We start from the raw sequence: 22,438 nt of genomic DNA on the forward strand, positions 1-22,438 counted from the left end.
TCGCTCGTCTGCCTCGTGTGCCGTGTGTCCAGAATGCGGGGGTCAGATGTAGGCCTTGATGACGAAGAACGCCCGATGTCGGTCCGCATCTGTCCAGACAATATCGAAGGCGATCGGGGCACTCGAGCGGCGGGCGATCTCGATGAGGCCGATGGAGGCGCCCTGGCTCTCGTCGTCCGGTGGCTCGCGCAGCTTTTCGCGATAGTGGGCCTTGAGCTGCTCCGGGGTCAGGCCGGCCAGGTGCTCCAGGCGCTCGCGCAGGCCCGGGACCCGCGCCGCCTCGATGATGTTGCCGCAGACGACGAAGAAGGCGTCATCCTCGAAGCCGACCGAGACGATCCCCGAACTCATCTCGACCGGCGGCTGCGCCGCCGAGACCCGCTCCGACGAATAGCGGATGATGTTCTGCACCTGCTCGACGAACACCGAAAAGACGCGCTTGGCGACGTTGGCGTCGGTCTCCGCCAGCGCCATACGGGTCTTCAGGGCCTTGCCGAGGGTCGTGAGCATATCCTCCGACAGGTAGCCGGCGAAGGAGAAGATGATGCCCCGTTCGGTGAGCCAGCGGCGATAGGCGTTGTAGTCGGTGGCCCAGGTGGTCATGGTGCGGTCCGTTCGCTGGGCGCGCCGGGGCGCGCGGGTCGCTGGGCGCGCCGGAGCGCGCGGGCGAGTCCGATCGGGACCATGCGTCATGTCGCGCACGGACGCAATATACGCGTACTGCGGCCGCCGGCCGCCGGCGCCCGGTCCATGATCCACACAGCAGGCCGGGTCCGTACCCGGCGGGTGTCCCACGCTCGAAGGAGTCGCCCGCATGGCCCCCGCCCCTGTCCTCATTCTCGGCGCCAGCGGTGGTGTCGGCGCCGCCCTGGCCCGCCGCCTGGCGGCGCTCGGAACGCCCCTGGTGCTGCACGGCCGCGATGCCGACCGGCTGGCCGGCGTCGCCGAGGACCTGTCCGACGCCGTGCTGGCCACCCGGAGCGCCGACGCCCTGGACCCCGAAGACCTGACCGCCGCCGTTGCCGCCCTGGCCGAGGCGGCCGGCGGTCGCCTGTCCGGCCTGGCCTACTGCATCGGCTCCATCCCGCTGATGCCTCTGAAGCGTGTGACCGCCGGCGCGATGGCCGAGACCTACGCGCTCAACGTCACCGGCGCGCTGATCGCCGTGCAGGCGGCGGCCCCGGCCCTGGGCGCGGCGGCGGGCGGGGGCGCCGTGGTGCTGTTCTCCTCCGTCGCCGCCGGGCGGGGTTTCCCCAATCACGCCGTCATCGGCGCGGCCAAGGCCGGCGTCGAGGGCCTGACCCGCAGCCTGGCCGCCGAGTTGGCACCCAAGGTCCGGGTCAACGCCATCGCCCCCAGCCTGACCCGCACCGCCATGGCGGCGCCGCTGACCGCCAGCGAGGCCATGGTCAAGGGCCTCGCCAAGGCCCATCCCCTGCCGCGCCTGGGCGCGGCCGAGGACCAGGCCGCAATGGCCGCGGTTCTGCTGGACCCCGCCCACGGCTGGGTGACCGGCCAGGTGATCGGCGTCGACGGGGGCCGCGGGGCGCTGGTCGGGAAGGGGTGAGGCCCGGCTTGATCGGATCCGTCGGCGGCGGCAAGGTGGGTGGGGTCTGTTTGCGCCCTGGTCCGGAGAGTCCGTCCATGCCGGCCGCCTATCTCGCCCTTCACCGCAGCGGGGACCTCGCCCGCCGCGCCGACGCTGCCCTCGCCCGCCTCGCCGACTGCACCCTGTGCCCGCAGGCCTGCCACGTCGACCGCCTCACCGCCGCCCCCGGCGCGATCGCCGCCGGGGCCGTCTGCCGCACCGGCCGACACGCCCGCGTCGCCGCGGTGCGACCCGGCTTCGACGACGAGCCGGCCCTGGTCGGCACCGGCGGCACCGGCGACATCCTGTTCTCCTGGTGCAACCTGCGCTGCGTCTATTGCCTGAACGCCGACAGCTCGATGGAGGGTGCGGGCGAGGACCTCGACGCGCAGGCCCTGGCCGAGGCCATGCTGGAATTGCAGGGCCGCGGCTGCCACAACATCCACCTCATCGGCCCGAGCCACGTCGCCGCCCAGATCCTGGAGGCGCTGCCGATCGCCGCCGCGCGCGGCCTGACCCTGCCCCTGGTCTACAACACCGGGGGCTACGACTCGGTGGAGACGCTGCGGCTGCTGGACGGGGTGGTCGACATCTACACCCCCGACGCCAAGTATGCCGACGACATGGCGGGGCGGCGCTGTTCCAAGGTGCGGGACTACGCCAGCATCAACGCCGCCGCCCTGGCCGAGATGGCCCGCCAGGTGGGACCGCTGACCATCGACGCCGACGGACTGGCGCGGCGCGGCATGCTGGTCCGGCATCTCGTGCTGCCGCGCGACCTGGGCACCGTGACCCGGGCCCTGGACGGCGTCGCGGCGGCCGCCGGTCCGGGCATGACGGTGCGGCTGCTGGACACCTACGAACCCGCGCATCAGGCCCACCGCCTGCCGGAGTTGCAGGCGCCGGTCCCGGCCGAGGCCATCGCCCGGGCCCGCGCCCATGCCGAGACGCTCGGCCTGTGCCTGCTCGACGGCTGACCGCGCCCGATGGTCCGGCCTGGTGCCGTGCGGGCGCTTTCGTCGCGACGCCGTTCCGGCTACAGTGATCCGCGTTATATCAACCGGGCGCCTCCCGCGGGGGGCGCACGCGGTCGCCGGGGAGCAGCGCGATGGTCTCGCCCCATCCGCATGACATGATGGACCGTGGCGGCACCGCCCGGCGGTCCGAACGGCCCAAGCGGCCCGAGCGGCGCGCGGTGCCGCGCCTGGATCTGCCCCTGTCCGGTCGGTGGGCGGCGGATGGACGCTGGGTGCACGTGCTGGTCGAGTCCATCTCCCACCGGGGTGCCGGCCTGTCGCTGCGGGTGGCGCTGGGAGACGGGACCCGCGGGACGCTGAGCCTCGACGAGTTCGGCCCGCCGATTCCGTGCGAGGTGCGCTGGACGGGCGACGGGCGCGCGGGTGTCGCCTTCGACCTGGGCGCGGGTGACGCCGACCGCCTGCGCCGCCATCTCGCGCGCCATGCCGGCAAGGGCGGGCTGCCCACCGCCCTGCTGCCGGACGCCGCCGGGCTCCCCTGACCACGGGAGGGCGCGCCGTGGGGCGTCAGACCGGAGACGCAAACGCCGCCCTGGTCGGCCTGCGCCGGCTGTCCGAACTGACGGCCGCGCTCCAGGCCCCCGACATCACGGTCGCCGCCATCGGTCGCCTGGTGACGGCCGCGCTGGTGGCGTTGCCGGGCGTGGGCGAGGCCCGCCTGGTGCGTCATCCCGGCGGCCTGGAGGTCAGCCGGGCCGGTGTCGCCCCGGCCGCCGCAGCCGATGGCGCCGCGGTGCAGGGGGCGCGCGCGCGGGCCGCGGTGGCGCTCGACGATCAGCCCTGGGGCGAACTGGAGGTCACGGCCGCGCATGCCGGCGCGGCCCTTCCGGACGGCGTGGCCGACGCGGTGCGGCTGGCCGCGGGCCAGGTGGCGCTGGCGGTGCGCGCCGCCGAGGCGCGGGCCGGCGGGGGGGCGGACGCGGCGCTGAGCCTGCTGTGCGAGGCCCTGGGCGCGCGCCTCGATGCCGGCATGACCCTGCCCGAGGCCCTGCACGGCGAGGCCGCCGCGGTCATGGCCCTGGCGCGGGCCGACGGCCTGGTGGTCACGACCTTCGGTGACCGGCTCTGCCTGGGCTGCACGGCCCCGGAGGAACAGGCGCTCCTGGACGCGCTCCACGCCCCGACCGAGCGCGGGCCGCGCCGGCTGGAGACGCCGGCCGCGCTGCCCGGCCTGCCTGCCGGCACCGTCGCCGCGGTGGCCGTGCTGCCGGTGGGGGAGGACGACAGCGACGGCGTGGCGCTGGTGCGGCGCCGGCCGGCGCCGACCGCGCCGGCCCGCGGGTTCGCGCCGGCCGAGCGGCGCGTCCTGGTCCGCCTGCACCGCTTCCTGCGCGAGCGCATGGCCCTGGTCTCGATCCGCCGGCGCGGGCTGCTGGGCCGCCTGCTGACCAGCATTTCCCGCTCCGTGCTGGCGAACCCGCCCGGCTGCACCGGCGCCATGATCGAGGCTCTCGGCACCGTGGGCGAGGCCCTGGGCGCCGACATGGCGCTGCTCGGTGTCTGCGACGACGGCGCCGCCGGCCCCGCGACCGTCCCCGGGGCGTGCCCGGACGCCTGGACGCCGGCCGCGGTGTGGACCCGCCCGGGCCAGAGCCGGCGCGCCGAGACCGTGCTGGCCCCGGACTGCGCCGGCCTGCCGTGGGTCGGCCCCGCGCTGGCGCGCGACACCGTGGTGCGGCTGTCGCGACCGGAGGCGGCGCCGCCGGATCTGCGCGCGCTGGCCGACCATCTGGCCGCGCGGGGCGTGCGCTCGGTGCTGGCGCTGCCGCTCTTGCACCGGGGCGCCTTGGCCGGCGCCGTGGCCTTCGTGACCCTGTGCCAGACCCGGCCGTGGAGCGACTGGGACGTGCGCTTCGCCGGCCTGGCCGCCGAGATTCTGGGGCAGGCCATGCTGCGCGAGCGCCTGGAGCATGCCCGCGCGGCCAGCGAGGACCGTTTCCGCGCCCTGTTCCACCAGAGCCGCGAGCCGCTGTTCCTGCTCGACCAGAACGCCCGCCTGCTGGACGCCAACCCGGCCGCCGAAGCGGTGGTCGGGTCCAGTCGGCGCACCATGATGGAACGCGAGATCGAGGACACCGTCAGCATGAACGGACGCCCGTTGCGGCGCGCCGAGTTGCGGGAGCGGCTGGCGGCGCTCGAACCGGGCCGGCTGGGCGCGATGGAGGTGGTGCAGCACCGCGACGACGGCACCGCCGTTCCGCTCGAACTGACCGCGCGCCGGTTCGAGCACTCGGGGCGCCCGCTGTATCTGCTGTCGGCCCTGGACATTTCGGCGCGCAAGGCGGCGGAGGCGGCCCGGATTCGGCGCATGGCGCGCGACGAGCTGATGCTGGCGGTGGCCAAGCGGTTCGTGCGCGAGTCGCTGGAGACGGCGACCGCCTCCGCCCTGGCCGATGTCGGCCTGTTCCTGTCGCTGGACCTGGTGCTGGTGCAGGAGCCGCAGACGCCGGACGCCCCCCCCGTGACCCGCTTCGCCTGGCAGCGCGACCCGGCGCGCGACGACCTGCACGCCGCCGTCGCGGCCCTGCCCAAGGCCCGCCTGGGGCTGGAGGTGGGGCGGCCGTGGCAGTGGCGGGGGGCGCCGGCCAGAGACGGCAAGGGCGAGAGCGACGGCGAGGGCGACGGCGACGCCGACCCCGCGCTCGGGGACTTGGCGCTGCTGGCGGCGCCGGTGCGGGTCGAGCACCGGGTCGTGGCCCAGGTGATCCTGGCCGTCCGCACCCAGCCGGCGCACGACTGGCGCGACGAGGACCGCCGCCTACTGGCGTTCCTGTGCGAGATGTACGCCATCGCGGTGTCGCGGCTGCATGAGCGCAACGCCCGCGCCGACAGCGAACACCGCCTGGAGGCGTTCGCCAGCAACCTGCCCGGGGCGGTCTGGCGGCGGGTGCTGCTGCCCGACGGGCGGCTGCGCTACACCTATATCAGCGGCGGCCTGCAACGCCTGCTGTCGGTCGACCCGGCGGAGGCGCTGCACGACCCGGCCCCGCTGCTGGCCGTCATCCATCCCGAGGACCGGGCGGGCATGATGGCCAGTGTGCAGCACTCGGCCCGGACCCTGCGCGACTGGGTGCGCGAGTTCCGCATCGTCGACCGCGAGGGCCGCCTGTTGTGGGTGCACGCCTCCGGCAAGGTGGAGCGGCTGCCCGACGGCTCGGTCGCCTGGGACGGCATCACCCTCGACATCAGCGCCCGCAAGCGCTCGGAGCAGGCCCTGCGGGAGAGCGAGACCCGGTTCCGCACCGCCTTCAACGAGGCCGCCGAGGGCATGGCCCTGATCGGGCCGGAAGGGCGCTGGCTGCGCGTCAACCAGTCGCTGGCGGCCCTGCTGGGCGCCGCCCCGGACGCCGTCATCGGCACCCCCGTGACGGCCTGGGTGGGGCGCGCCGACCGGGCGGCCCTGCGCCGCCTGCGCCGCGCCCTGGTGCGCGACCCGGCCGCGGTGACCGAGATCGAGGTGCGGCTGCGCCGGCCCGACGGCGCGGCGTTCTGGGTCCGGGGCAAGGCGGCGCCGGTGCTGGACGCCGACGGCCGCCTGCTGCATCTGGTGGCGCACGTCCAGGACGTCTCGGCGCAGCGTGCCACCCAGGCGCTGCTGGTGCGGGCGCGCGACCAGGCCGAGGCCACGGCGCGGGCCAAGAGCGAGTTCCTGGCCCTGATGAGCCACGAGATCCGCACCCCCCTGGCCGGCATGATCGGCCTCGCCCAGCTCCTCCAGCGCGAAGGGCTGACCGCCCCCCAGGCCCGCCGGGCCGGCCGCATCGAGGCGGCGGGCCGGCTGCTGCTGGGCATGATCGACGACATCCTGACGCTGTCCAAGGCCGAGGCGGGCGGCGTTGCCGTGACCCACGAGCCGTTCGCGCCGGCCAGCCTGCTGGCCGAGGTGCTGGGGCTGCTCTCGGTCACCGCCGAGGACAAGGGTCTGCGCCTGAGCATGGCCCTGGACCCGGCGGTGCCGGCGCGCCTGCACGGACCGGCGGCGGCGATCCGTCAGGTCCTGTTCAACCTGGTCGGCAACGCGGTCAAGTTCACCGAGGCTGGGCAAATCGTGGTGCGGGCCCAGGCCGGCGGTCCGGATCCCGACGATGCCCCAACCGTCGTCACCGGCGGGGAGGCGGCCCGCCGCGCCGTCCAGCCCCCCGCTCCCACCGACGGCGCGGACCCGGCGTGGCTGACGGTCGCGGTCGATGACACCGGGATCGGGGTCGCGCCCGGGCAGCGCACGGCCATTTTCGAGCCGTTCTCGCAAGGGCCTGGCGGCGACCGGCCCGCCGTGCGCCGGGCGACGGGCCGCGGCGTCGGGCTGGGGCTGGCGATCTGCCGGCGCATGGTTGCGGCGATGGGCGGCGACATCGGGGTGACCAGCACACCGGAAGAAGGCAGCCGCTTCTGGTTCACCGTGCCGGTGCGCGCCGCGGTCCCCCTCGACGACGCGACCGCATCCCCGGACGGAACCCCGGACGGAACCCAGGACGCGGAGATCGAGCGCGACGCGGCCACGCGTCCCGCCGACGCCGAGCCGGAAGCCGGGGCGCCCGCGACGGCCCGACCGACGGAGGCCCGACCGACGATGGTCCGACCGACGGAGGCACCGGCGGGCAGGCCCCGGGTTCTGGTGGTGGACGACGACGACGTCAACCGGGAGGTGCTGGAGTCCACCCTGGACGCGCTTGGCTGCGCGGCCGTCGGCTTCGCCGACGGCGCCACCCTGCTGCGCGCGGCCGGCGACGGCGGGCTGGCGGTGCCCGATCTGATCCTCATGGACCTCAACATGCCGGCGCCCGACGGGGCGGAGACGACGCGGCAACTGGGCACGCTGGGCCGGGCGTGGGCGCGGGTCCCCGTGCTGGGCGTGACGGCGGGGGCGGGATCGTGCGACGGCGGCGCGAGCGCCGCCCCGCCCGGCATGCGCGCCTGTCTGCGCAAGCCGGTGGACCCGGCCGTGCTGCACCGCCTTCTTGCCCGATGGATAGCGGCCGATCTCGGCGCGGATCCGCCGGCGGCGGCCTGCGCCGGCGGCGATCGCGACGCCGACGTCGACGCCGAGGCCGAGACCGTGCTGGACCCGTCCGTGTGGGCGCGCCGCCTGGCGACGCTGGGGCACCGCCGGGTGGCGCGTCGCCTCGCGGACCTGCGCGTCATCGGCGACGCGCTGCGCGCCTGGGCCGCGCACGGCTCCCCGGAGGCCACGGACCTGACCCCGGCGGAGGCGGCGGCGCACGCCCACCGCATCCGCGGCGCGGCCGGCATCCTCGGCGCCCCCGCCCTGGCGGCGGCCGCCGCGGCGCTGGAAACCGCCCTGGAGACCCCCGAGACCCCCGGGACCACGCCGGCCGCGCCGCAGGCGGGCGCGGCGCACGCGCGGGCCGGATTCGTGCGGGCCTGGGATGCGGCCATCGCCGCCTTCGACGACGCCCTGGCCCGCGGTGCGGCCGGGTGAGGGCCGACCGCCGCGCTATCCGGCGCCGGCGGGCACGGTTTCGCCGAAGCTCTGCACCAGGCTGCCGACCACCAGATACCAGCCGTCGACCAGCACGAAGAACACCAGCTTGAACGGCAGCGCCAGCATCATCGGCGGCAGCATCATCATGCCCATCGACATCAGCACCGACGCAATGACCATGTCGATGATGATGAACGGCACGTAGATCAGGAATCCGATCTCGAAGGCGCGCCGCAACTCGCTGATGACGAAGGCCGGGACGATGGCCGCCAGCGAGGCGTCCTCGGCCGTGGTCTCGGGCGGCGCGCCGGACAGGTCGAGCATCAGCTCCAGGTCCTTGCCGCGGGTGTGCCGCAACATGAACGCCCGGAACGGCACCACCGCGCGGTCGAACGCCTCCATCTCGTCGATCTGCTCGTTGACCAGCGGTGCGATGCCGGCGTCCCAGGACTCCTGGAAGGTCGGCGCCATGATGAACACGGTCATGAACAGCGCCAGCCCCATCAGCACCATGTTGGGCGGCGTGGTCTGGGTGCCCATGGCGTGGCGCAGGATGGAGAACACCACCACGATGCGGGTGAACGACGTGGCCATCAGCAGGATGCCCGGCGCCACCGACAGCACCGTGATGAGGGCGACGAGCTGGACCACGCGCGCAGTCATGGTGCCATCGCCGTTGCCCAGGTCGAGCGTGAATTCCTGCGCCACCGCCGCGCCGGGCAGAAGCAGCGCCAGCGCGGCGGCCAGCGCCGTCAGACACAGCAGGGGCCGCAGGGGCGACAGGGCCGCGTCGGTGCAGCGGCGCGACGATGGGATCGGCGCCGGCGCGCGACGCCGCGCACGGAACCACGCACGGGTCTGGATCATGGGTCTCCCTCTTGACCGCGCCGCAGGATCGTCCGGAACGAGGGGCTCGCCGGCGCGGGGACCGGGTCGTCCGGATCTGCCGCGTCCACCTCGGCGGGACCCGCGGGTCGGGCACTGTCGCGGTCGATCACCAGGTCATGGGTGCCGCCGATCAGCAGCAGGTGTTCGCGGTCGTCGCAGCGCACCAGCACCAGGCGCCGGCGCGTGTCGACCATGGCGGACTCGATCACACCCAGACGCCGACGCGGCCGTCCGGGCCGGCCGCGGCCGGATCCGCCACCGCCGACGCCCATCGGTCCGAAGCGCCGGGCCAGCGCCGCGGTCAGCAGAATCAGGCCGATCACGGCCAGCAGCGCCAGTCCGAAGCGGGTATAGCTGTCCAGATCCATCGCGGCGTCCATCGCGGCGTCCATCGCGGCGTCCATCATGGGCGGGGCGGCCCCGACCTCAGCCGTCCTCGTCCATCTCCACCGGTCCGCTGCCGCGCCGGTCGCCCTGGCGCCGGTCGCCGTCCTGGCGCCGGTCCACACGCCGCCGGTCCGCGCGCCGCCGGTCCCGTCCGTCGGCCGCCGGTTCCGGCTCGGGCAGCGGCGCCACCGCCAGCGCCCGCGCATAGGCGGCGTTGGCCCGGGTGCTGGAAGGTAACTCGCTCAGCGTCTCATCCAGTCCACCCCGGGTGGCGGTGATCGCCTCGAAGGCCTCCTGGGTGGCGGCCTCCAGGCGGTCCAGCCCGGTCACCAGGCGGCCCAGGCCCTCCGCGAAGCGGCGCGCATCGGACGGCGGCAGCGCGGCCACCGCGGCGCAGAGCTGGCCGACGCGCCGGTCCAGGCTGGTCAGATTCACCACCTGGTGGTCGCGCGACAGGCGCTCGGCGGTGTCGATCATGCTCAGCACCTGGGCCAGCGCCTTGTCGATCTCGGCCGGGGTCATGCCGGGGTTCGGCGCCGCATCCGTCATGGCCGTTCTCCCGCGTCGGCGGCGTCGTCCGTCTGGTCGCCCGGCGTTCCCATGACCACCGCCGCCGTGTCGTGGGGCGCCACCAACGCCGCCAGCCGTCCGTTGGCGCGATAGACGTAGCTCAGGATCTCGGCCACCGCGGCCATCGCCTCCACCGGGATCTCGCTGTCGACGTCGACCGCCGCCAGCAGGGCCGCCAGGTCGGCGTCCTCGCGCACCTTGATGCCGTGGGCGAAGGCCAGCGCGAGGATCTGCTCGGCCAACGCCCCGCGCCCGCTGGCCAGCACCGTCGGCGCCCGCCCCCCGGCGGGGTCGTAGCCCAGGGCGACGGCGATGGCGTCGGCGCGCGGGCTGGCGCTGTCGGGATCGGGCCGGGGCCTGTCGGACATGGGAACCGCTCCCGTACGGCGGGGACGTCTCCCGTTATCTCCCGGGGGCCATGAACAATCGGTAAATGGCCGGCCCGCGCGGCAACGGAGCGTGGCCGCGCGGGCGGCACGCCTCGCCGGGCCACGGTTTTACCGAATGTTAAAGGCACCCGCCGATAGTGGGAGGCGCGGAGAGCGGCCGCCGGCTCGGCTCCGCTCCGCCGCGCGTCCCGGCCCACCGGGGCGCACCACGCGGCCCCACCAACGGGAGCGGACCAGAGCGATGGACCTGACCAAGATGCCGCTGTTCCGGATGGCGCAGGCCCGCATGGACTGGGCCGCCCAGCGCCAGCGTGTGCTGGCCCAGAACGTCGGCCAGATCGACACCCCGGGCTATCGGCCGCGCGACGTGGCCCAGCCCGACTTCAAGCGCCTCGCCACCGAGGCGGCACAACAGCCGGTGCAGGTCGCCATGACCAATCCGGCCCACCAGCCGGGCACGCTGCCCGAGGCCGACCCCTTCGACGTGCGGCGCGACAGCCGGACCTTCGAGACCAAGCTGGACGGCAACACCGTGGTGCTGGAAGAGCAGATGCAGAAGATGGGCCAGACCCGCAGCCGGTTCATGATGGCGGCGTCGTTGTTCGAGCGCAACATCGCCATGCTCAAGACCGCGATCGGGCGGCAGCGCTAGCGGTCCGCAGGGGAGGCACCGGCGATGGACGAACTGAGCAAGGCCCAGCGGATCGCAGTGGCCGGCATGAAGGCCCAGGCCGAACGCCTGCGGGTCATCGCCCAGAACATGGCCAACGCCGACAGCCTGGCGCAGGCCCCGGGCGAGCAGCCCTACCGGCGCAAGCTGATCAGCTTCGAGAGCGCGCTGGACCGCGAACTGGGTGCCGACAGCGTCAAGGTCAAGCAGGTGTTCGAGGACATGACGCCGTTCCCGAAGCGTCATGATCCCAGCCACCCGGCCGCCGACGCCGAGGGCTACGTGCAGACCCCCAACGTCAACCCGCTGATCGAGATGATGGACATGCGCGAGGCCCAGCGCTCCTACGAAGCCAACATGAGCGCCATTTCAGTGGCGCGCGAGATGTCGAAACGCACGCTGGAGTTGCTGCGATAGGCCGAGCCACCGGTCCACCGGACCGGCACCGCCAGACCCGCACCGCCAGAGCAGACAGGACACCGAGGGATGCCGGACGTCAGTTTCAACAGCGCCGTCGCCGCCTACAAGGCGGCTGCCCGCACCGCAGGGGACGTGGTCCCGCACGCCCAGGGCCAGGCCACGCAGACCGGCGAGACCTCCAGCTTCGCCTCCATGGTCAAGGATGTCGTTCAGACCTCCATGCAGACCCTGGAGCAGGGCGAGCGCATGAGCCTGAAGGGCATCGCCGGCACCGCCGACACCCGCGACGTCGTCATGGCCGTCAACAACGCCGAACTGACGTTGCAGACCGTGGTGGCGGTGCGCGACAAGGTGGTCAGCGCCTACGACACCATCATGCGCATGCCGCTCTGAGCGCCCGGCGCCGGCCTGCCGGCCCCGCGTCCGGCCGCCCTCCGGCGCCCCGCCCGCATGCCGGCGCGCCGCGCGAGCCGCCGCGCCCGTTCCGCAACCCAAGGACCGGCTTTCATGGAGGAGACCCAGATCCTCGACGTCGCCCGCGACGGCATCTACACCATGATCCTGGTGGCGGCGCCGATCATGCTGGCGGGGCTGGTGGTGGGCCTGATCATCTCGCTGTTCCAGACGCTGACCCAGATCCAGGAAATGACGCTGGTGTTCGTGCCGAAGATCCTGGTGGTCTTCATCGCGATGCTGTTCTTCCTGCCCTACATGATCCAGCAGCTCACCGAGATCACCGAGCGGCTCATGGATCTGGTCGTCAGCCTGCCGTGACGGCGCCCCGGCGCCGCCGCCATCGCCTGCCGCCCGGGGGCCGCTCGTGCTGGACACCCTGATCGCCACGTCCGTCTTCAACGTGCTGCTGGTGTTCACCCGCCTGGGCTTCGCGGTCATGCTGCTGCCGGGGTTCGGCGCCGCCTACGTGACGCCGCGGGTGCGGCTGGTGGTGGCCTTCATGCTGGCGCTGGTGGTGGCGCCGCTGGTGGAACCGGTGCTGCCGCCGGAGCCGGAGAGCGCGACCGTGCTGGTGCTGCTGCTGGTCTCCGAGGTGCTGATCGGCACCTTCATCGCCCTGGTGGTCAACCTGCTGTTCGCCGCCCTGCACCTGGCCGGCACCTCGATCGGATTCGCCAGCGGCCTGATGAACGCCCAGGCGTTCGACCCCAACACCACCCAGACCAGCGCCCTGATACTGCAACTGCTGACCATGATGGCGCTGGTTCTGATCTTCATCCTGAACCTGCACCACCTGATGATCCGGGCCCTGGTGGAGAGCTACAGCCTGTTCCCGCCCGGGGTGCTGCCGCCACTGGGCGACTTCGTGGCCTACGGGGCGCAGGTGCTGACGCGCTCGTTCCATATCGGCTGGCAGTTGTCGGCGCCCATGGTGATCTTCACCATCGTATTCTATGTCGGCATGGGCCTGATGGCGCGCCTGATGCCGCAGCTCAACGTGTTCTTCGTCAGCCTGCCGCTGAAGATCCTGACCGGTCTGGGGATCCTGTTCGTCATTCTGCCGGCGGTGATGCTGGTGTTCCTGCGCTACTTCGAGGACGGTCTGGTGCGGCTCTCGGGCCTGTGACCGGCCGGCCGCGCCCCCGCTCCCGGAGCCGAGGCCATGTCCGACGACAAGGACTCCAAGACAGAGGAACCGACCTCCAAGCGACTGGACGAAGCGCGCAAGGAGGGCCAGGTCCCGAACTCCCGCGAGGTCTCGCACGTCGCGGCCCTGCTCGGCGCGCTGATCTTCGTGGTCGCCCTGCTGCCGTGGGCCGCCGGCCGCATCACCGAGCACATGGCGATCTTTCTCAGCCGCCTGCATGTGTTCCCGGTCCGGCCCGATAGCCTGGGCATCGGCATCACCGAGCTGCTGTGGACCCTGGCGCCCTACATGGTTCTCACCCTGTCGCTGTTCGTGGTTTTGGCGCTGCTGGCCCAGATCGGGCAGGTGGGCCTGCTGTTCACCGCCAAGCCGATGCAACCGAAGCTGGACAAGATCTCGCCCATCAAGGGGTTCACGCGGGTCTTCTCGGTCAAGCAGCTTCTGGAGGTGGCCAAGGGGCTGCCCAAGATCGGCCTGGTCGGGCTGATCGCCTACTTCGTGCTGCTGCCGATCCTGAGGCGGGCCGAGTCCGTCATCGACCAGCCCGTTCTCGCCAGCCTGCAAGATCTGCACGAGGCGCTCATCACGCTGCTCGTGGGCACGCTGCTGTTCATGGTGGCGATCGCGGTCTTCGACTGGATCTACACCCAGTTCAAGCACCGCAAGGACCTGCGCATGACCAAGCAGGAGATCAAGGACGAGCACAAGTCCACCGAGGGCGATCCGCAGGTCAAGGCGCGCATCCGCAGCCTGCGGGCGGAGCGCTCGCGCCAGCGCATGATGCAGGCGGTGCCCGACGCCGACGTGGTCGTCACCAACCCGACCCATTTTGCCGTCGCCCTGAAGTACGATATGCAGAGCATGGCGGCCCCGCGCCTGGTGGCCAAGGGCCAGGACCATCTGGCGCTGCGCATCCGTGACCTCGCCGAGGAACACGACGTCCCGCTCGTGGAGAACCCGCCCCTTGCCCGTGCCCTCTATGCCGCCGTCGACCTGGACCAGGAGATCCCGCCCGAGCATTATCAGGCCGTGGCCGAGGTGATCGGGTATGTCATGCGCCTCAAGAAAAAGTTTCAGTAGCGAGCCGGCGGTCTGGGGCCTGCTGGCCGGCGCGTTCGCCCTCGCGGCCGCCGTCGCCGCGGGGCTCCCGGCCGTACGCGCCACCTGGCCGGAGGCCGACGCCTGGGGCGCGGCCTGGATCGCGCCGGCCTTGGCCGGCGGCGGCGGCGTCCTGCTGCTGGGCTCGCTGGTCGCCCTGCTGCGGCGGTCCGCCCGCCAGCACCGGGCCGGCGCCATCGGTGCCGTCCTGGCCGACATGCTCGCCGACGAGCCGGAGGCGCGCCTGCTGCTTGACGTCGACGGCACGGTGCTGCTGGCCAACGCCGCGGCCCGACGGCTGTGGCCCGCGCTCGATCCGCCGGCCGACATGCGCGCCCGGCTGTTCTATCCGCGCGGGCTGCCCGGTCTTGAGGACGGCGCCGACCGGCTCGACCGGCTGGTCGCGGCCGCCGAGGGCGGCTACGGCGAGCATCTGACGCTGGCGCTGAAACCCCAGGCGGCCGACGTGGACGGTCCCAGCGCCGCCGGCGTGCTCAACGAGCCGGAATGGTGGGAGATCAGCCTCACCCTGGTGCCCGCCGGCGGTCGCGGCCGCGCCCTGGGACGCCCCCTGGACGGCCGCGGGCTGGCGAGCGACCGCGACGACACCGCAGCCGGGCGCCGCTGGCCCCGGCTGTGGCTGGGCCGGGACATCACCGCCCGGCGCGCCATCGACGAGGTCCTGACCCGCGAGCGTGAGGTGCTGTCCGACTTCCTGTACTTCCTACCCGTGGGCCTGTACTCGGCCGATACCGAGGGCCGCCTGCGCTTCGTCAACCAGCGCATGGCGCGGTGGCTGGGCCGCACCCCGGAGTCGCTGCGCGCCGCCCCCCTGACCGACCTGGTCGACGGCGGCGTGCCGCCGCTGGAGGACGGCGACTGGCGCGGCGAAGTGCGCTTCGTCAGCGCCGGCGGGCGCCGCTTCCCGGCCCTGGTCAGTCAGGCCGTCTACGACGACGCCGGCGAGCTGCTGACCCGCACCGTGGTGATGCGCGAGGCCACCGACACCCTGCCCACCGGTCCCGACGCCGCCTGGCGCTGGGACCGCATGTTCCGGTGGCTGTTCGACGGCGCCCCGGTCGGCATCGCGCTGACCGACCCCGAAGGCCGGCTGACCGACTGCAACCGCGCGCTGGAGGTGCTGCTGCGCCAGCGCCGCGACGACCTGCTCGACCGGCCGCTGGTCGACCTGGTGACCGAACCGGACCGGGCCTCCGTAACCGCGGCGCTGGACCGGGTGCTGTCCGGTCGCGTCAACGAAGGGGTGCATCTGGACATCACCCTGGCCCCCGCCGCCCCGCCGCCCGGCCCTCGCGCCCGTCATCGGACCGGGGATGGTGCCGGGGATGGTGCTGGGGATGGTGCCGGGGATCGTCCCGGGGATGGTGCTGGGGGGCCGGTCACGGCGGCCCTGTTCCTCGGACCCATGGGGGGCAAGGACGGCCGGGCGATGGACGACGGCGCCGTCCCCCCGGTCGAGGGCGTGATCGCCCATGTCATCGACACCTCGGAACAGCGCAGCCTGGAGCGCCAGTTCGCCCAGGCCCAGAAGATGCAGGCCATGGGCCAGCTCGCTGGCGGCGTGGCGCACGACTTCAACAACCTCCTCACCGCCATGATCGGCTATTCCGACCTGCTGTTGCAGCGCCACGGCACCGGCGACCCGTCGTTCGCCGACATCATGCAGATCCGCCAGAACGCCAACCGCGCCGCCAACCTGGTGCGGCAGCTTCTGGCGTTCTCGCGCCGGCAGCCGTTGCAGCCGCGGCCGCTGGACGTGGGCGCGGCGCTGTCGGAACTGTCGCATCTGCTGCGCCGGCTGCTGGGCGAGACCATCCGGCTCGACCTGGTGCACGGCCGGGACGTGGACTGGGTGCGGGCCGACCCGGGCCAGTTCGATCAGGTGATTATCAACCTGGCGGTCAACGCCCGCGACGCCATGCCCGACGGCGGCACCCTGACCATCGCCACCCGGCGGACATTGCTGGAGACCCCGGTCGAGCGCGGGGTGGACACTCTGCCCACCGGCGAATACGTGGTCATCGAGGTGCGCGATACCGGCAAGGGCATCGACCGCGAGACCCTGACCCGCATCTTCGAACCGTTCTTCACCACCAAGGGCGGCTCGGCGGTGGGGGCCGGCACCGGTCTGGGGCTGTCGACCGTCTACGGCATCCTGCGCCAGACCGGCGGGTTCATCGACGTGGACTCGACCCCCGGCCAGGGCACGGTGTTCACCATCCACCTGCCGCGCGGCGCCCCCACGGCGGCGACCCGCGACGACGGCCCGGCGGCGGCACCGGCGGCGGACACGGTGTCGGAGGCGGAGGCGGACGCGGCCCCGGTGCCGCCGGCCCCGGTGCGCAGCGAGATCGAGGACCTGTCGGGCGCCGGCACCATCCTGCTGGTCGAGGACGAGGACCCCGTGCGAACCTTCGCCGCCCGCGCCCTGCGCAACAAGGGCTACACGGTGCTGGAGGCGCGCTCCGGCGAGCGGGCGCTGGAGATGCTGGACGAGGCGCCGGCCCTGGCGCTGCTGATCACCGACATGGTCATGCCCGGCATCGACGGCGCCGCCCTGGCCCGCTGCGCGCGCGAGAAACGCGCCGACCTGCGGGTCATCATCATCTCGGGCTACTCCGAGGACGCGGCCCGCGGCGACATCCTGGAACAGCCGTACATCCATTTCCTGCCCAAGCCGTTCAGCCTCAAGCTGCTGGCCGAGACCGTGAAGGGCGTGCTGGCCGAGGAGTGAGGCCGGCGTCCAGCATCCGGCTTGCCCCGGGCCCGGGCTCGTGCCATCTGTAGCGCCCGTTCAGGTACCGTGAGAGACAAGACAGGCAGAGGGAGACCCGGGACCATGGCCCGCACGCTGTTCGACAAGATCTGGCAGGCCCATCTGGTGGAGCGTCAGGACGACGGCACCTGCCTGATCTACATCGACCGCCACCTGGTCCACGAGGTCACCAGCCCGCAGGCGTTCGAGGGCCTGCGCCTGGCCGGGCGCCGCGTCCGCGCCCCCCAGGCGACGCTGGCCGTGGCCGACCACAACGTGCCGACCACCGACCGCTCGAAGGGCATCGACGACCCGGAAAGCGCGCTCCAGGTGCAGACCCTGGAGGACAACTGCCGCGACTTCGATGTGCAGTACCTGTCGATGGCCGACATCCGCCAGGGCATCGTCCACATCGTCGGCCCGGAGCAGGGCTTCACGCTGCCCGGGGCGACCATCGTCTGCGGCGATTCGCACACCTCGACCCACGGCGCCTTCGGCGCGCTGGCCTTCGGCATCGGCACCAGCGAGGTCGAACACGTGCTGGCCACCCAGACGCTGCGCCAGAGCCCGGCGAAGAACATGCGGGTGACCGTCAAGGGCCACGTCGGCGCCGGGGTCACCGCCAAGGACATCGCGCTGGCGATCATCGGCCGCATCGGCACCGCCGGCGGCACCGGCCACGTCATCGAGTACAGCGGCGAGGCCATCCGGGCGCTGTCCATGGAAGGCCGCATGACGGTGTGCAACATGAGCATCGAGGCGGGCGCCCGCGCCGGCCTGATCGCGCCGGACGACACCACGTTCGAGTACCTGAAGGGCCGGCCCATGGCCCCCAAGGGCGCGGCCTGGGAGGCGGCGGTCACCTGGTGGAAGACCCTGCACTCCGACCCCGACGCCGTGTTCGACACCGAAGTGGAGATCGACGCCGCCACCATCGCCCCCCAGGTCACCTGGGGCACCAGCCCGGAGAACGTGGCCCCGATCACCGCCACCGTGCCCGACCCGGCGGCCGAGACCGATCCCAACCGGCGCGCCGCCCTGGAACGGTCGCTGGCCTACATGGGCCTGACCGCGGGCATGAAACTGACTGACGTGACCGTGGACCGGGTGTTCATCGGCTCGTGCACCAACGGCCGCATCGAGGACCTGCGCGCCGCCGCCGCCCTCGCCAAGGGCCGTAAGGTCGCGGCGGGTGTCGGCGCCATGGTGGTGCCCGGCTCCGGGCTGGTGAAGGAACAGGCTGAACAGGAGGGCCTGGACACGGTGTTCATCGAGGCCGGCTTCGAATGGCGTGAGCCCGGCTGTTCCATGTGCCTGGCCATGAACGCCGACCGCCTGGCCCCGGGCGAGCGCTGCGCGTCGACCTCGAACCGCAACTTCGAGGGTCGCCAGGGCCGCGGCGGCCGCACCCACCTGATGAGCCCGGAAATGGCGGTGGCCGCCGCCGTGACCGGTCGCCTGACGGACGCGCGCGCGCTGGGCTGAGATCCCATCTCCCCTCTTGCGGAACGGATCGCGGACGGGTCAACTCGGGGGCGCGCGGCCCGCACCGGCGCGGGCCGCCCGAGACCCACCGCCGACCGTTCAGCGACAGGAGGGATTCCCATGCTCAAAGGCAAGACCGCCCTGGTCACCGGCTCCACCAGCGGCATCGGGCTGGGCATCGCCCAGGCCCTGGCCGCCGAGGGGGCGGACATCGTGCTCAACGGCTTCGGCGAGCCGGACGAGATCGAGGCCATCCGCGCCGGGCTGGAACGCGACCACGGCGTGAAGGCGGTGTTCGTGCACGCCGACCTCGCCAACCCGGACGAGGCGTTCGCGCTGGTGCGCAAGGCGGAGACCGAGCTGGCCCCGGTCGACATCCTGGTCAACAACGCCGGCATCCAGCACACCGACCGCATCGAGGACTTTCCGCCCCAGACGTGGGACGCGATCATCGCCATCAACCTGTCGGCCGCGTTCCACACCACCCGCGCGGTGCTGCCCGGCATGCAGGCGCGCGACTGGGGCCGCATCATCAACATCGCCTCGGCCCACGGGCTGGTCGCCAGCCCCTTCAAGGCCGCCTACATCGCCGCCAAGCACGGTCTGGTCGGCCTGACCAAGGTCACCGCGCTGGAAAACGCCAAGCAGCACATCACCGCCAACGCCATCTGCCCGGGCTGGGTGCGCACCCCGCTGGTGGAACGCCAGATCGAGGCCCGGGCGGAAAAGGAGGGGATGTCGGTCGAGGAGGCCGCGCGGCGCCTGCTGGGCGAGCGCCAGCCCACCGAACGCTTCGTCACCCCCGAACAGCTCGGCGCCCTGGCGGTGTTCCTGTGCAGCGAGGCCGCCGATGTCACCACCGGCGCGGCCTTCCCCATGGACGGCGCCTTCACCACCCATTGACCCACAGGCGGGCGGGGGGCGGGCGGGGGGCCTGCGGCGGGGCTGGGCGCGGCGCCGCGTCCGCCCCCGCCCCCGCCACACCGCCGTCACACCAGCCGGGGCAGCCACAGGGCCAGCCACGGCAGCACGAGGATCAGCGCCACCCGCCCCAGTTCGATGCCGAAGAACGGCAGCACGCCGCGGAAGATGGTGCCCATCGGCACCCCCGGGCTGACGGCGCGGATGATGAACACGTTGAGCCCCACCGGCGGCGTGATGAGGCCCAGCTCCACCACGATCAGGGCCAGAACCCCGAACCAGATCTTCAGGTCCTCGCTGGTCATGCCGTAGGCGGCCTGGGCGGCCGGCACGTAGTCGCCGCCGTTCAGCGCCACCAGCACCGGGAACAGGAACGGCACCACCACCAGGATCATGGACAGCGAGTCCATGAAGCAGCCCAGCAGGATCAGCGCCAGCAGGCACAGCAGCAGGATGGTCCAGGGATCGGCCGCCCCGACTGTCGACCCGGCGGCGGCCCAGTCGGCCAGCGCCGCCGGCAGGCCGCTGCGGGCGAAGAAGCCCTTCAGCACCTCGGCCCCGAACAGGATGAAGTAGATCATGCCGGCGGTGACCGCGGTGTCGCGCATGGCGTGCCCGATCTCGCGCCGGCCCAGCCCGTCGCCGGTCAGCGCCTTGAGCGCGACCCCGTAGGTCAGCACCGCGAACACCCCCACCGCCGCCGCCGGCGTGGGTGTGAACAGCCCCAGACCCAACCCCAGGATGATGGCTCCGAAGATGACCAGCACCGGCACCAGCCGGCGCAGCGCGGCCCGGCGGGCGGCGGCATCGGGCACGGACCTGAAGGCCGGGGCCGGCGGCGCCAGACCCGGATCCCACCACAGCCGCACCGCGATCACGGCGACGAACAGCGCCACCGCGAGCACGCCCGGCAGGACTGCGGCCTGGAACATCTCCACCACCGACGCCTCGACCACGATGGCGTAGATGACCAGGGCCACCGACGGCGGGATCAGGATGCCCAGGGTGCCGCCCGCCGCCAGGCTGCCCGTCGCCAGCCCGTCGTCGTAGCGCAGCCGCTTCAGCTCCGGCAGCGCGACCCGGCCCATGGTGCTGGCGGTCGCCAGCGAGGAGCCGCAGACGGCGCCGAAGCCGGCGCAGGCCAGCACCGCCGCCATGGCGACGCCGCCGCGCAACCGCCCCACCAGCGCGTTGAGGCCCTGGAACAGATCCCGGCTCAGGCCCGCATGCGCCGCCAGATAGCCCATCAGCACGAACAGCGGCACCACCGAGAGGGTGTAGCTGGACACCACCGACCAGGTGAGGGTCTTGAACTGGGCCAGGTAGGGCTCGAACCGCAGGAACGGGGCCACGATCGACAGCGCGTAGTTGCCGCCGATGCCCACCGCCACCATCGCCAGCGCCACCGGCAGGCGCAGCGCGATCAGCCCGAACAGCACCAGCAGACCAAGGAGTCCGATCAGCTCGCGCTCACCCATCGCGCGCGGTCCCCGAGCCGGGGCCGGGGCCGTTGGCGGCGTGCGGATAGTGGCTGCCGGCGGCGCCCGGGCCGGCCGGCGCCAGCGCCATGACCCCGGCGCAGGCGGCCCACAGCCCCAGCGCGATCAGCCCCGGGATCCAGAACGGCCATTCCGGCCAGTCCCGCACCCCGGTGACCACGCCGTCGGCGCGCGCCTGCACCAGGCCGTCCAGCATGCCGCGCGCGAGGAACAGGGCCAGCGCGGCCGTCAGGGCCAGGGCCAGCCGGTCGACGGCGGCGTTGAAGGCCGCCGGCGCGCGCTGGGTGAACAGGTCGACCGCGACATGGCCGTAGCGGAGCTGGCACCAGGGCAGGAACGCCAGCGCCGCCCCGCCGATCAGCAGCGCCACCACCTCCTCGTAGCCCGCCAGCCCGGGCACGGCGCCGCCCCACGGCCGCACCAGCGCATCGAGCGCGAAGCCGGCCACGTTCACCACCGTCAGCGCGGTGATGACCAGCAGCACGCCCCCCCCGTACAACGCCAGGGCCGCCGCCAGCGGCGTCAGCACCCGGTCGCGCGCGCGGTGTGCCAGCCGGGTGGCGCCTGTCACTCCGGCGCCTCGTCAGCGTGCCGCGCCACCGCCGCCTTGGCCGCGGCCAGGACCGCGGCCCCATCCAGGCCGCGCTCGGCGGCCTCCGCGAGCCAGCGGTCCTCGGCCACCTGGAAGGCCTCCAGGAATGGCGCCGACGCCGCCGGCGACAGCCGGATGATCTCGTTGCCCCTCTGTCGCGCCATGTCCATCACCTGGGGTTCCACCGTGTCCCAGATCCGGCCGGCCTCGCGCGCGAAGTCGGGGCCGGTATGGGCATCCAGGATCGCCCGCAAATCGTCGGGCAGGCTCTCGTAGCGGTCCTTGTTCATGGCCAGCAGGAAGGTGGTGGTGCCGAAGCGCTGGCCGCCCGCCAACTCTGTGTGACAGCAGGCGATGTCGATCACCCGCAGCGGCCGCGCCACCTCGAACGGGATGAAGGCGCCGTCCAGTACGCCGCGGGACAGCGCCTGCGGCAACTCGGGCACCGGCATGCTGACCGGCTCGGCCCCCATCGCCTCGATCATCCAGGTCCCCGAGCGCGACGGGACCCGCAGCTTGAGACCCCGGACGTCGTCGATGGTGCGCACCGGCACGGCGGTGGTGTGCAGCGCCTGACCGGAATGCACGTGCACCAGGAGCGGATGCACGTCGGCGAAGTCGGCCGCCAGCGCGCCGCTGTCCATCAGGTCCCGGATCGCCAGGTTGGTCACCGTCGCGCTGCCGCCGTGCACGCTGGGCAGGTTGAACACCGAGGCACGCGGGAACACGCCCGGGGTATAGCCGAGCACGGTCCAGATGATGTCGGCCACGCCGTCGCGCGCCTGCTGGTACAGCTCCGGCGGTGCGCCGCCCATGGCCATGGACGGAAAGAACTCGAACGCGAGGCGCCCCTCGGAGGCCTCTTCGAGGCGCGCCGCCCAGGGCTCCAGGAACTCGGCCTGGGTCACCGCCTTGGCGCTGAGGAAGTGATGCACCGTCAGCGTTACCTCCTGGGCCGCCGCCGATCCGGCGCGGCCGAGAGGGGCGAGGGCGACGAGGCTCAGGGCCGCCACGGCGATGGCGGCCGTCCGGATCACGGCCGCGGCGGCGGCCTGCCTGGATGGGGTCATAG

The 22,438-nt window shown here is 73.2% G+C and carries 21 protein-coding genes; 13 read left to right on the forward strand and 8 right to left on the reverse strand.

Annotated features, from left to right (window positions below):
• Window positions 1–42 precede the first annotated feature (42 nt).
• The gene (locus GGD88_RS09245; protein WP_184434552.1) at window positions 43–603 is read right to left on the reverse strand and encodes a SiaB family protein kinase; all 561 of its coding nucleotides are present in this window, start codon (window positions 601–603) and stop codon (window positions 43–45) included.
• Between the two features lie 211 nt (window positions 604–814).
• Here GGD88_RS09245 and GGD88_RS09250 point away from each other — a divergent pair, with 211 nt between their 5' ends.
• From GGD88_RS09250 to GGD88_RS09265, 4 genes are all read left to right on the forward strand, one after another.
• Window positions 815–1,567, forward strand: a complete 753-nt coding sequence (locus GGD88_RS09250; protein WP_184434554.1) for an SDR family NAD(P)-dependent oxidoreductase — start codon at window positions 815–817, stop codon at window positions 1,565–1,567.
• Window positions 1,568–1,644: 77 nt separating this feature from the next.
• Complete coding sequence (locus tag GGD88_RS09255; protein ID WP_184434556.1) at window positions 1,645–2,565, forward strand: radical SAM protein; 921 nt, start codon at window positions 1,645–1,647, stop codon at window positions 2,563–2,565.
• A gap of 131 nt (window positions 2,566–2,696) precedes the next feature.
• Window positions 2,697–3,107 (forward strand): PilZ domain-containing protein, encoded by a 411-nt coding sequence (locus tag GGD88_RS09260; protein ID WP_184434558.1) that lies wholly within the window; start codon window positions 2,697–2,699, stop codon window positions 3,105–3,107.
• Between the two features lie 17 nt (window positions 3,108–3,124).
• Window positions 3,125–8,065, forward strand: a complete 4,941-nt coding sequence (locus tag GGD88_RS09265; protein WP_184434561.1) for a PAS domain S-box protein — start codon at window positions 3,125–3,127, stop codon at window positions 8,063–8,065.
• A 15-nt stretch (window positions 8,066–8,080) separates the two neighbouring features.
• On the opposite strand, the gene fliP is transcribed toward GGD88_RS09265, so the two are convergent.
• Genes fliP through GGD88_RS09285 form a run of 4 tightly spaced genes read right to left on the reverse strand, consistent with a single transcriptional unit; the run spans window position 8,081 to window position 10,281 of the window.
• Entirely contained in the window at window positions 8,081–8,935 is an 855-nt protein-coding gene (gene fliP / locus GGD88_RS09270; RefSeq protein WP_184434565.1) for a flagellar type III secretion system pore protein FliP, read from the reverse strand.
• Window positions 8,932–9,363: a FliO/MopB family protein gene (locus GGD88_RS09275; protein ID WP_184434568.1), complete on the reverse strand. Its 432-nt coding sequence runs from the start codon at window positions 9,361–9,363 to the stop codon at window positions 8,932–8,934. The genes fliP and GGD88_RS09275 overlap by 4 nt, the downstream gene beginning before the upstream one ends.
• Window positions 9,364–9,382: 19 nt before the next feature.
• On the reverse strand, window positions 9,383–9,892 hold the full coding sequence (locus tag GGD88_RS09280; RefSeq protein WP_184434571.1) for a hypothetical protein: 510 nt from the start codon (window positions 9,890–9,892) through the stop codon (window positions 9,383–9,385).
• Window positions 9,889–10,281 carry an EscU/YscU/HrcU family type III secretion system export apparatus switch protein gene (locus tag GGD88_RS09285; protein WP_184434574.1) on the reverse strand — a complete coding sequence of 131 codons (393 nt, stop codon included), beginning with the start codon at window positions 10,279–10,281 and terminating at the stop codon, window positions 9,889–9,891. Before GGD88_RS09285 ends, GGD88_RS09280 begins: the two co-directional genes overlap by 4 nt.
• A gap of 262 nt (window positions 10,282–10,543) precedes the next feature.
• On the opposite strand from GGD88_RS09285, the gene GGD88_RS09290 reads away from it, so the two are divergent.
• The 9 genes from GGD88_RS09290 to GGD88_RS09330 all read left to right on the forward strand — a co-directional run bounded on the left by GGD88_RS09290 (window position 10,544) and on the right by GGD88_RS09330 (window position 19,257).
• The gene (locus GGD88_RS09290; protein WP_184434577.1) at window positions 10,544–10,954 is read left to right on the forward strand and encodes a flagellar basal body rod protein FlgB; all 411 of its coding nucleotides are present in this window, start codon (window positions 10,544–10,546) and stop codon (window positions 10,952–10,954) included.
• A gap of 24 nt (window positions 10,955–10,978) precedes the next feature.
• A complete protein-coding gene (flgC, locus tag GGD88_RS09295; RefSeq protein ID WP_184434581.1) occupies window positions 10,979–11,389 on the forward strand; it encodes a flagellar basal body rod protein FlgC in 411 nt (136 codons plus the stop codon).
• Window positions 11,390–11,458: 69 nt separating this feature from the next.
• Complete coding sequence (gene fliE / locus GGD88_RS09300) at window positions 11,459–11,785, forward strand: flagellar hook-basal body complex protein FliE (RefSeq protein ID WP_184434584.1); 327 nt, start codon at window positions 11,459–11,461, stop codon at window positions 11,783–11,785.
• Between the two features lie 114 nt (window positions 11,786–11,899).
• Window positions 11,900–12,166: a flagellar biosynthesis protein FliQ gene (gene fliQ, locus GGD88_RS09305; protein WP_184434587.1), complete on the forward strand. Its 267-nt coding sequence runs from the start codon at window positions 11,900–11,902 to the stop codon at window positions 12,164–12,166.
• Window positions 12,167–12,212: 46 nt separating this feature from the next.
• Window positions 12,213–12,974, forward strand: a complete 762-nt coding sequence (gene fliR / locus GGD88_RS09310) for a flagellar biosynthetic protein FliR (RefSeq protein ID WP_184434590.1) — start codon at window positions 12,213–12,215, stop codon at window positions 12,972–12,974.
• 36 nt (window positions 12,975–13,010) lie between these two features.
• Entirely contained in the window at window positions 13,011–14,075 is a 1,065-nt protein-coding gene (flhB, locus tag GGD88_RS09315) for a flagellar biosynthesis protein FlhB (protein ID WP_184434593.1), read from the forward strand.
• Window positions 14,044–16,848: a PAS domain-containing hybrid sensor histidine kinase/response regulator gene (locus GGD88_RS09320; protein WP_246423674.1), complete on the forward strand. Its 2,805-nt coding sequence runs from the start codon at window positions 14,044–14,046 to the stop codon at window positions 16,846–16,848. Before flhB ends, GGD88_RS09320 begins: the two co-directional genes overlap by 32 nt.
• A 105-nt stretch (window positions 16,849–16,953) precedes the next feature.
• Window positions 16,954–18,354 (forward strand): 3-isopropylmalate dehydratase large subunit, encoded by a 1,401-nt coding sequence (gene leuC, locus GGD88_RS09325; protein WP_184434596.1) that lies wholly within the window; start codon window positions 16,954–16,956, stop codon window positions 18,352–18,354.
• A 120-nt stretch (window positions 18,355–18,474) separates the two neighbouring features.
• Entirely contained in the window at window positions 18,475–19,257 is a 783-nt protein-coding gene (locus tag GGD88_RS09330; protein ID WP_184434600.1) for a 3-hydroxybutyrate dehydrogenase, read from the forward strand.
• 86 nt (window positions 19,258–19,343) lie between these two features.
• Here the strand turns inward: GGD88_RS09330 and GGD88_RS09335 are convergent, their stop codons facing one another.
• From GGD88_RS09335 to GGD88_RS09345, 3 genes are read right to left on the reverse strand one after another with little or no spacing between them, the layout of a single operon-like run.
• Window positions 19,344–20,753, reverse strand: a complete 1,410-nt coding sequence (locus GGD88_RS09335) for a TRAP transporter large permease (protein WP_184434602.1) — start codon at window positions 20,751–20,753, stop codon at window positions 19,344–19,346.
• Window positions 20,746–21,345 carry a TRAP transporter small permease subunit gene (locus GGD88_RS09340; RefSeq protein WP_184434605.1) on the reverse strand — a complete coding sequence of 200 codons (600 nt, stop codon included), beginning with the start codon at window positions 21,343–21,345 and terminating at the stop codon, window positions 20,746–20,748. The genes GGD88_RS09335 and GGD88_RS09340 overlap by 8 nt, the downstream gene beginning before the upstream one ends.
• Entirely contained in the window at window positions 21,342–22,436 is a 1,095-nt protein-coding gene (locus GGD88_RS09345; RefSeq protein WP_184434608.1) for a TRAP transporter substrate-binding protein, read from the reverse strand. Before GGD88_RS09345 ends, GGD88_RS09340 begins: the two co-directional genes overlap by 4 nt.
• Window positions 22,437–22,438: the final 2 nt, after the last annotated feature.

It is taken from the genome of Roseospira goensis (assembly GCF_014197795.1).
Classification (GTDB): domain Bacteria; phylum Pseudomonadota; class Alphaproteobacteria; order Rhodospirillales; family Rhodospirillaceae; genus Rhodospira; species Rhodospira goensis.

Bases quoted from the DNA above. Each gene is read 5' to 3' on its own strand.
- GGD88_RS09280 (WP_184434571.1), bottom strand. From the start codon at position 9,892: ATGACGGATGCGGCGCCGAACCCCGGCATGACCCCGGCCGAGATCGAC.
- GGD88_RS09250 (WP_184434554.1), top strand. From the start codon at position 815: ATGGCCCCCGCCCCTGTCCTCATTCTCGGCGCCAGCGGTGGTGTCGGC.
- GGD88_RS09260 (WP_184434558.1), top strand. From the start codon at position 2,697: ATGGTCTCGCCCCATCCGCATGACATGATGGACCGTGGCGGCACCGCC.
- flhB (WP_184434593.1), top strand. From the start codon at position 13,011: ATGTCCGACGACAAGGACTCCAAGACAGAGGAACCGACCTCCAAGCGA.
- GGD88_RS09275 (WP_184434568.1), bottom strand. From the start codon at position 9,363: ATGATGGACGCCGCGATGGACGCCGCGATGGACGCCGCGATGGATCTG.
- GGD88_RS09255 (WP_184434556.1), top strand. From the start codon at position 1,645: ATGCCGGCCGCCTATCTCGCCCTTCACCGCAGCGGGGACCTCGCCCGC.
- GGD88_RS09335 (WP_184434602.1), bottom strand. From the start codon at position 20,753: ATGGGTGAGCGCGAGCTGATCGGACTCCTTGGTCTGCTGGTGCTGTTC.
- GGD88_RS09290 (WP_184434577.1), top strand. From the start codon at position 10,544: ATGGACCTGACCAAGATGCCGCTGTTCCGGATGGCGCAGGCCCGCATG.
- flgC (WP_184434581.1), top strand. From the start codon at position 10,979: ATGGACGAACTGAGCAAGGCCCAGCGGATCGCAGTGGCCGGCATGAAG.
- fliP (WP_184434565.1), bottom strand. From the start codon at position 8,935: ATGATCCAGACCCGTGCGTGGTTCCGTGCGCGGCGTCGCGCGCCGGCG.
- GGD88_RS09285 (WP_184434574.1), bottom strand. From the start codon at position 10,281: ATGTCCGACAGGCCCCGGCCCGATCCCGACAGCGCCAGCCCGCGCGCC.
- fliE (WP_184434584.1), top strand. From the start codon at position 11,459: ATGCCGGACGTCAGTTTCAACAGCGCCGTCGCCGCCTACAAGGCGGCT.
- fliQ (WP_184434587.1), top strand. From the start codon at position 11,900: ATGGAGGAGACCCAGATCCTCGACGTCGCCCGCGACGGCATCTACACC.
- GGD88_RS09330 (WP_184434600.1), top strand. From the start codon at position 18,475: ATGCTCAAAGGCAAGACCGCCCTGGTCACCGGCTCCACCAGCGGCATC.
- leuC (WP_184434596.1), top strand. From the start codon at position 16,954: ATGGCCCGCACGCTGTTCGACAAGATCTGGCAGGCCCATCTGGTGGAG.
- GGD88_RS09320 (WP_246423674.1), top strand. From the start codon at position 14,044: ATGTCATGCGCCTCAAGAAAAAGTTTCAGTAGCGAGCCGGCGGTCTGG.
- GGD88_RS09245 (WP_184434552.1), bottom strand. From the start codon at position 603: ATGACCACCTGGGCCACCGACTACAACGCCTATCGCCGCTGGCTCACC.
- GGD88_RS09345 (WP_184434608.1), bottom strand. From the start codon at position 22,436: ATGACCCCATCCAGGCAGGCCGCCGCCGCGGCCGTGATCCGGACGGCC.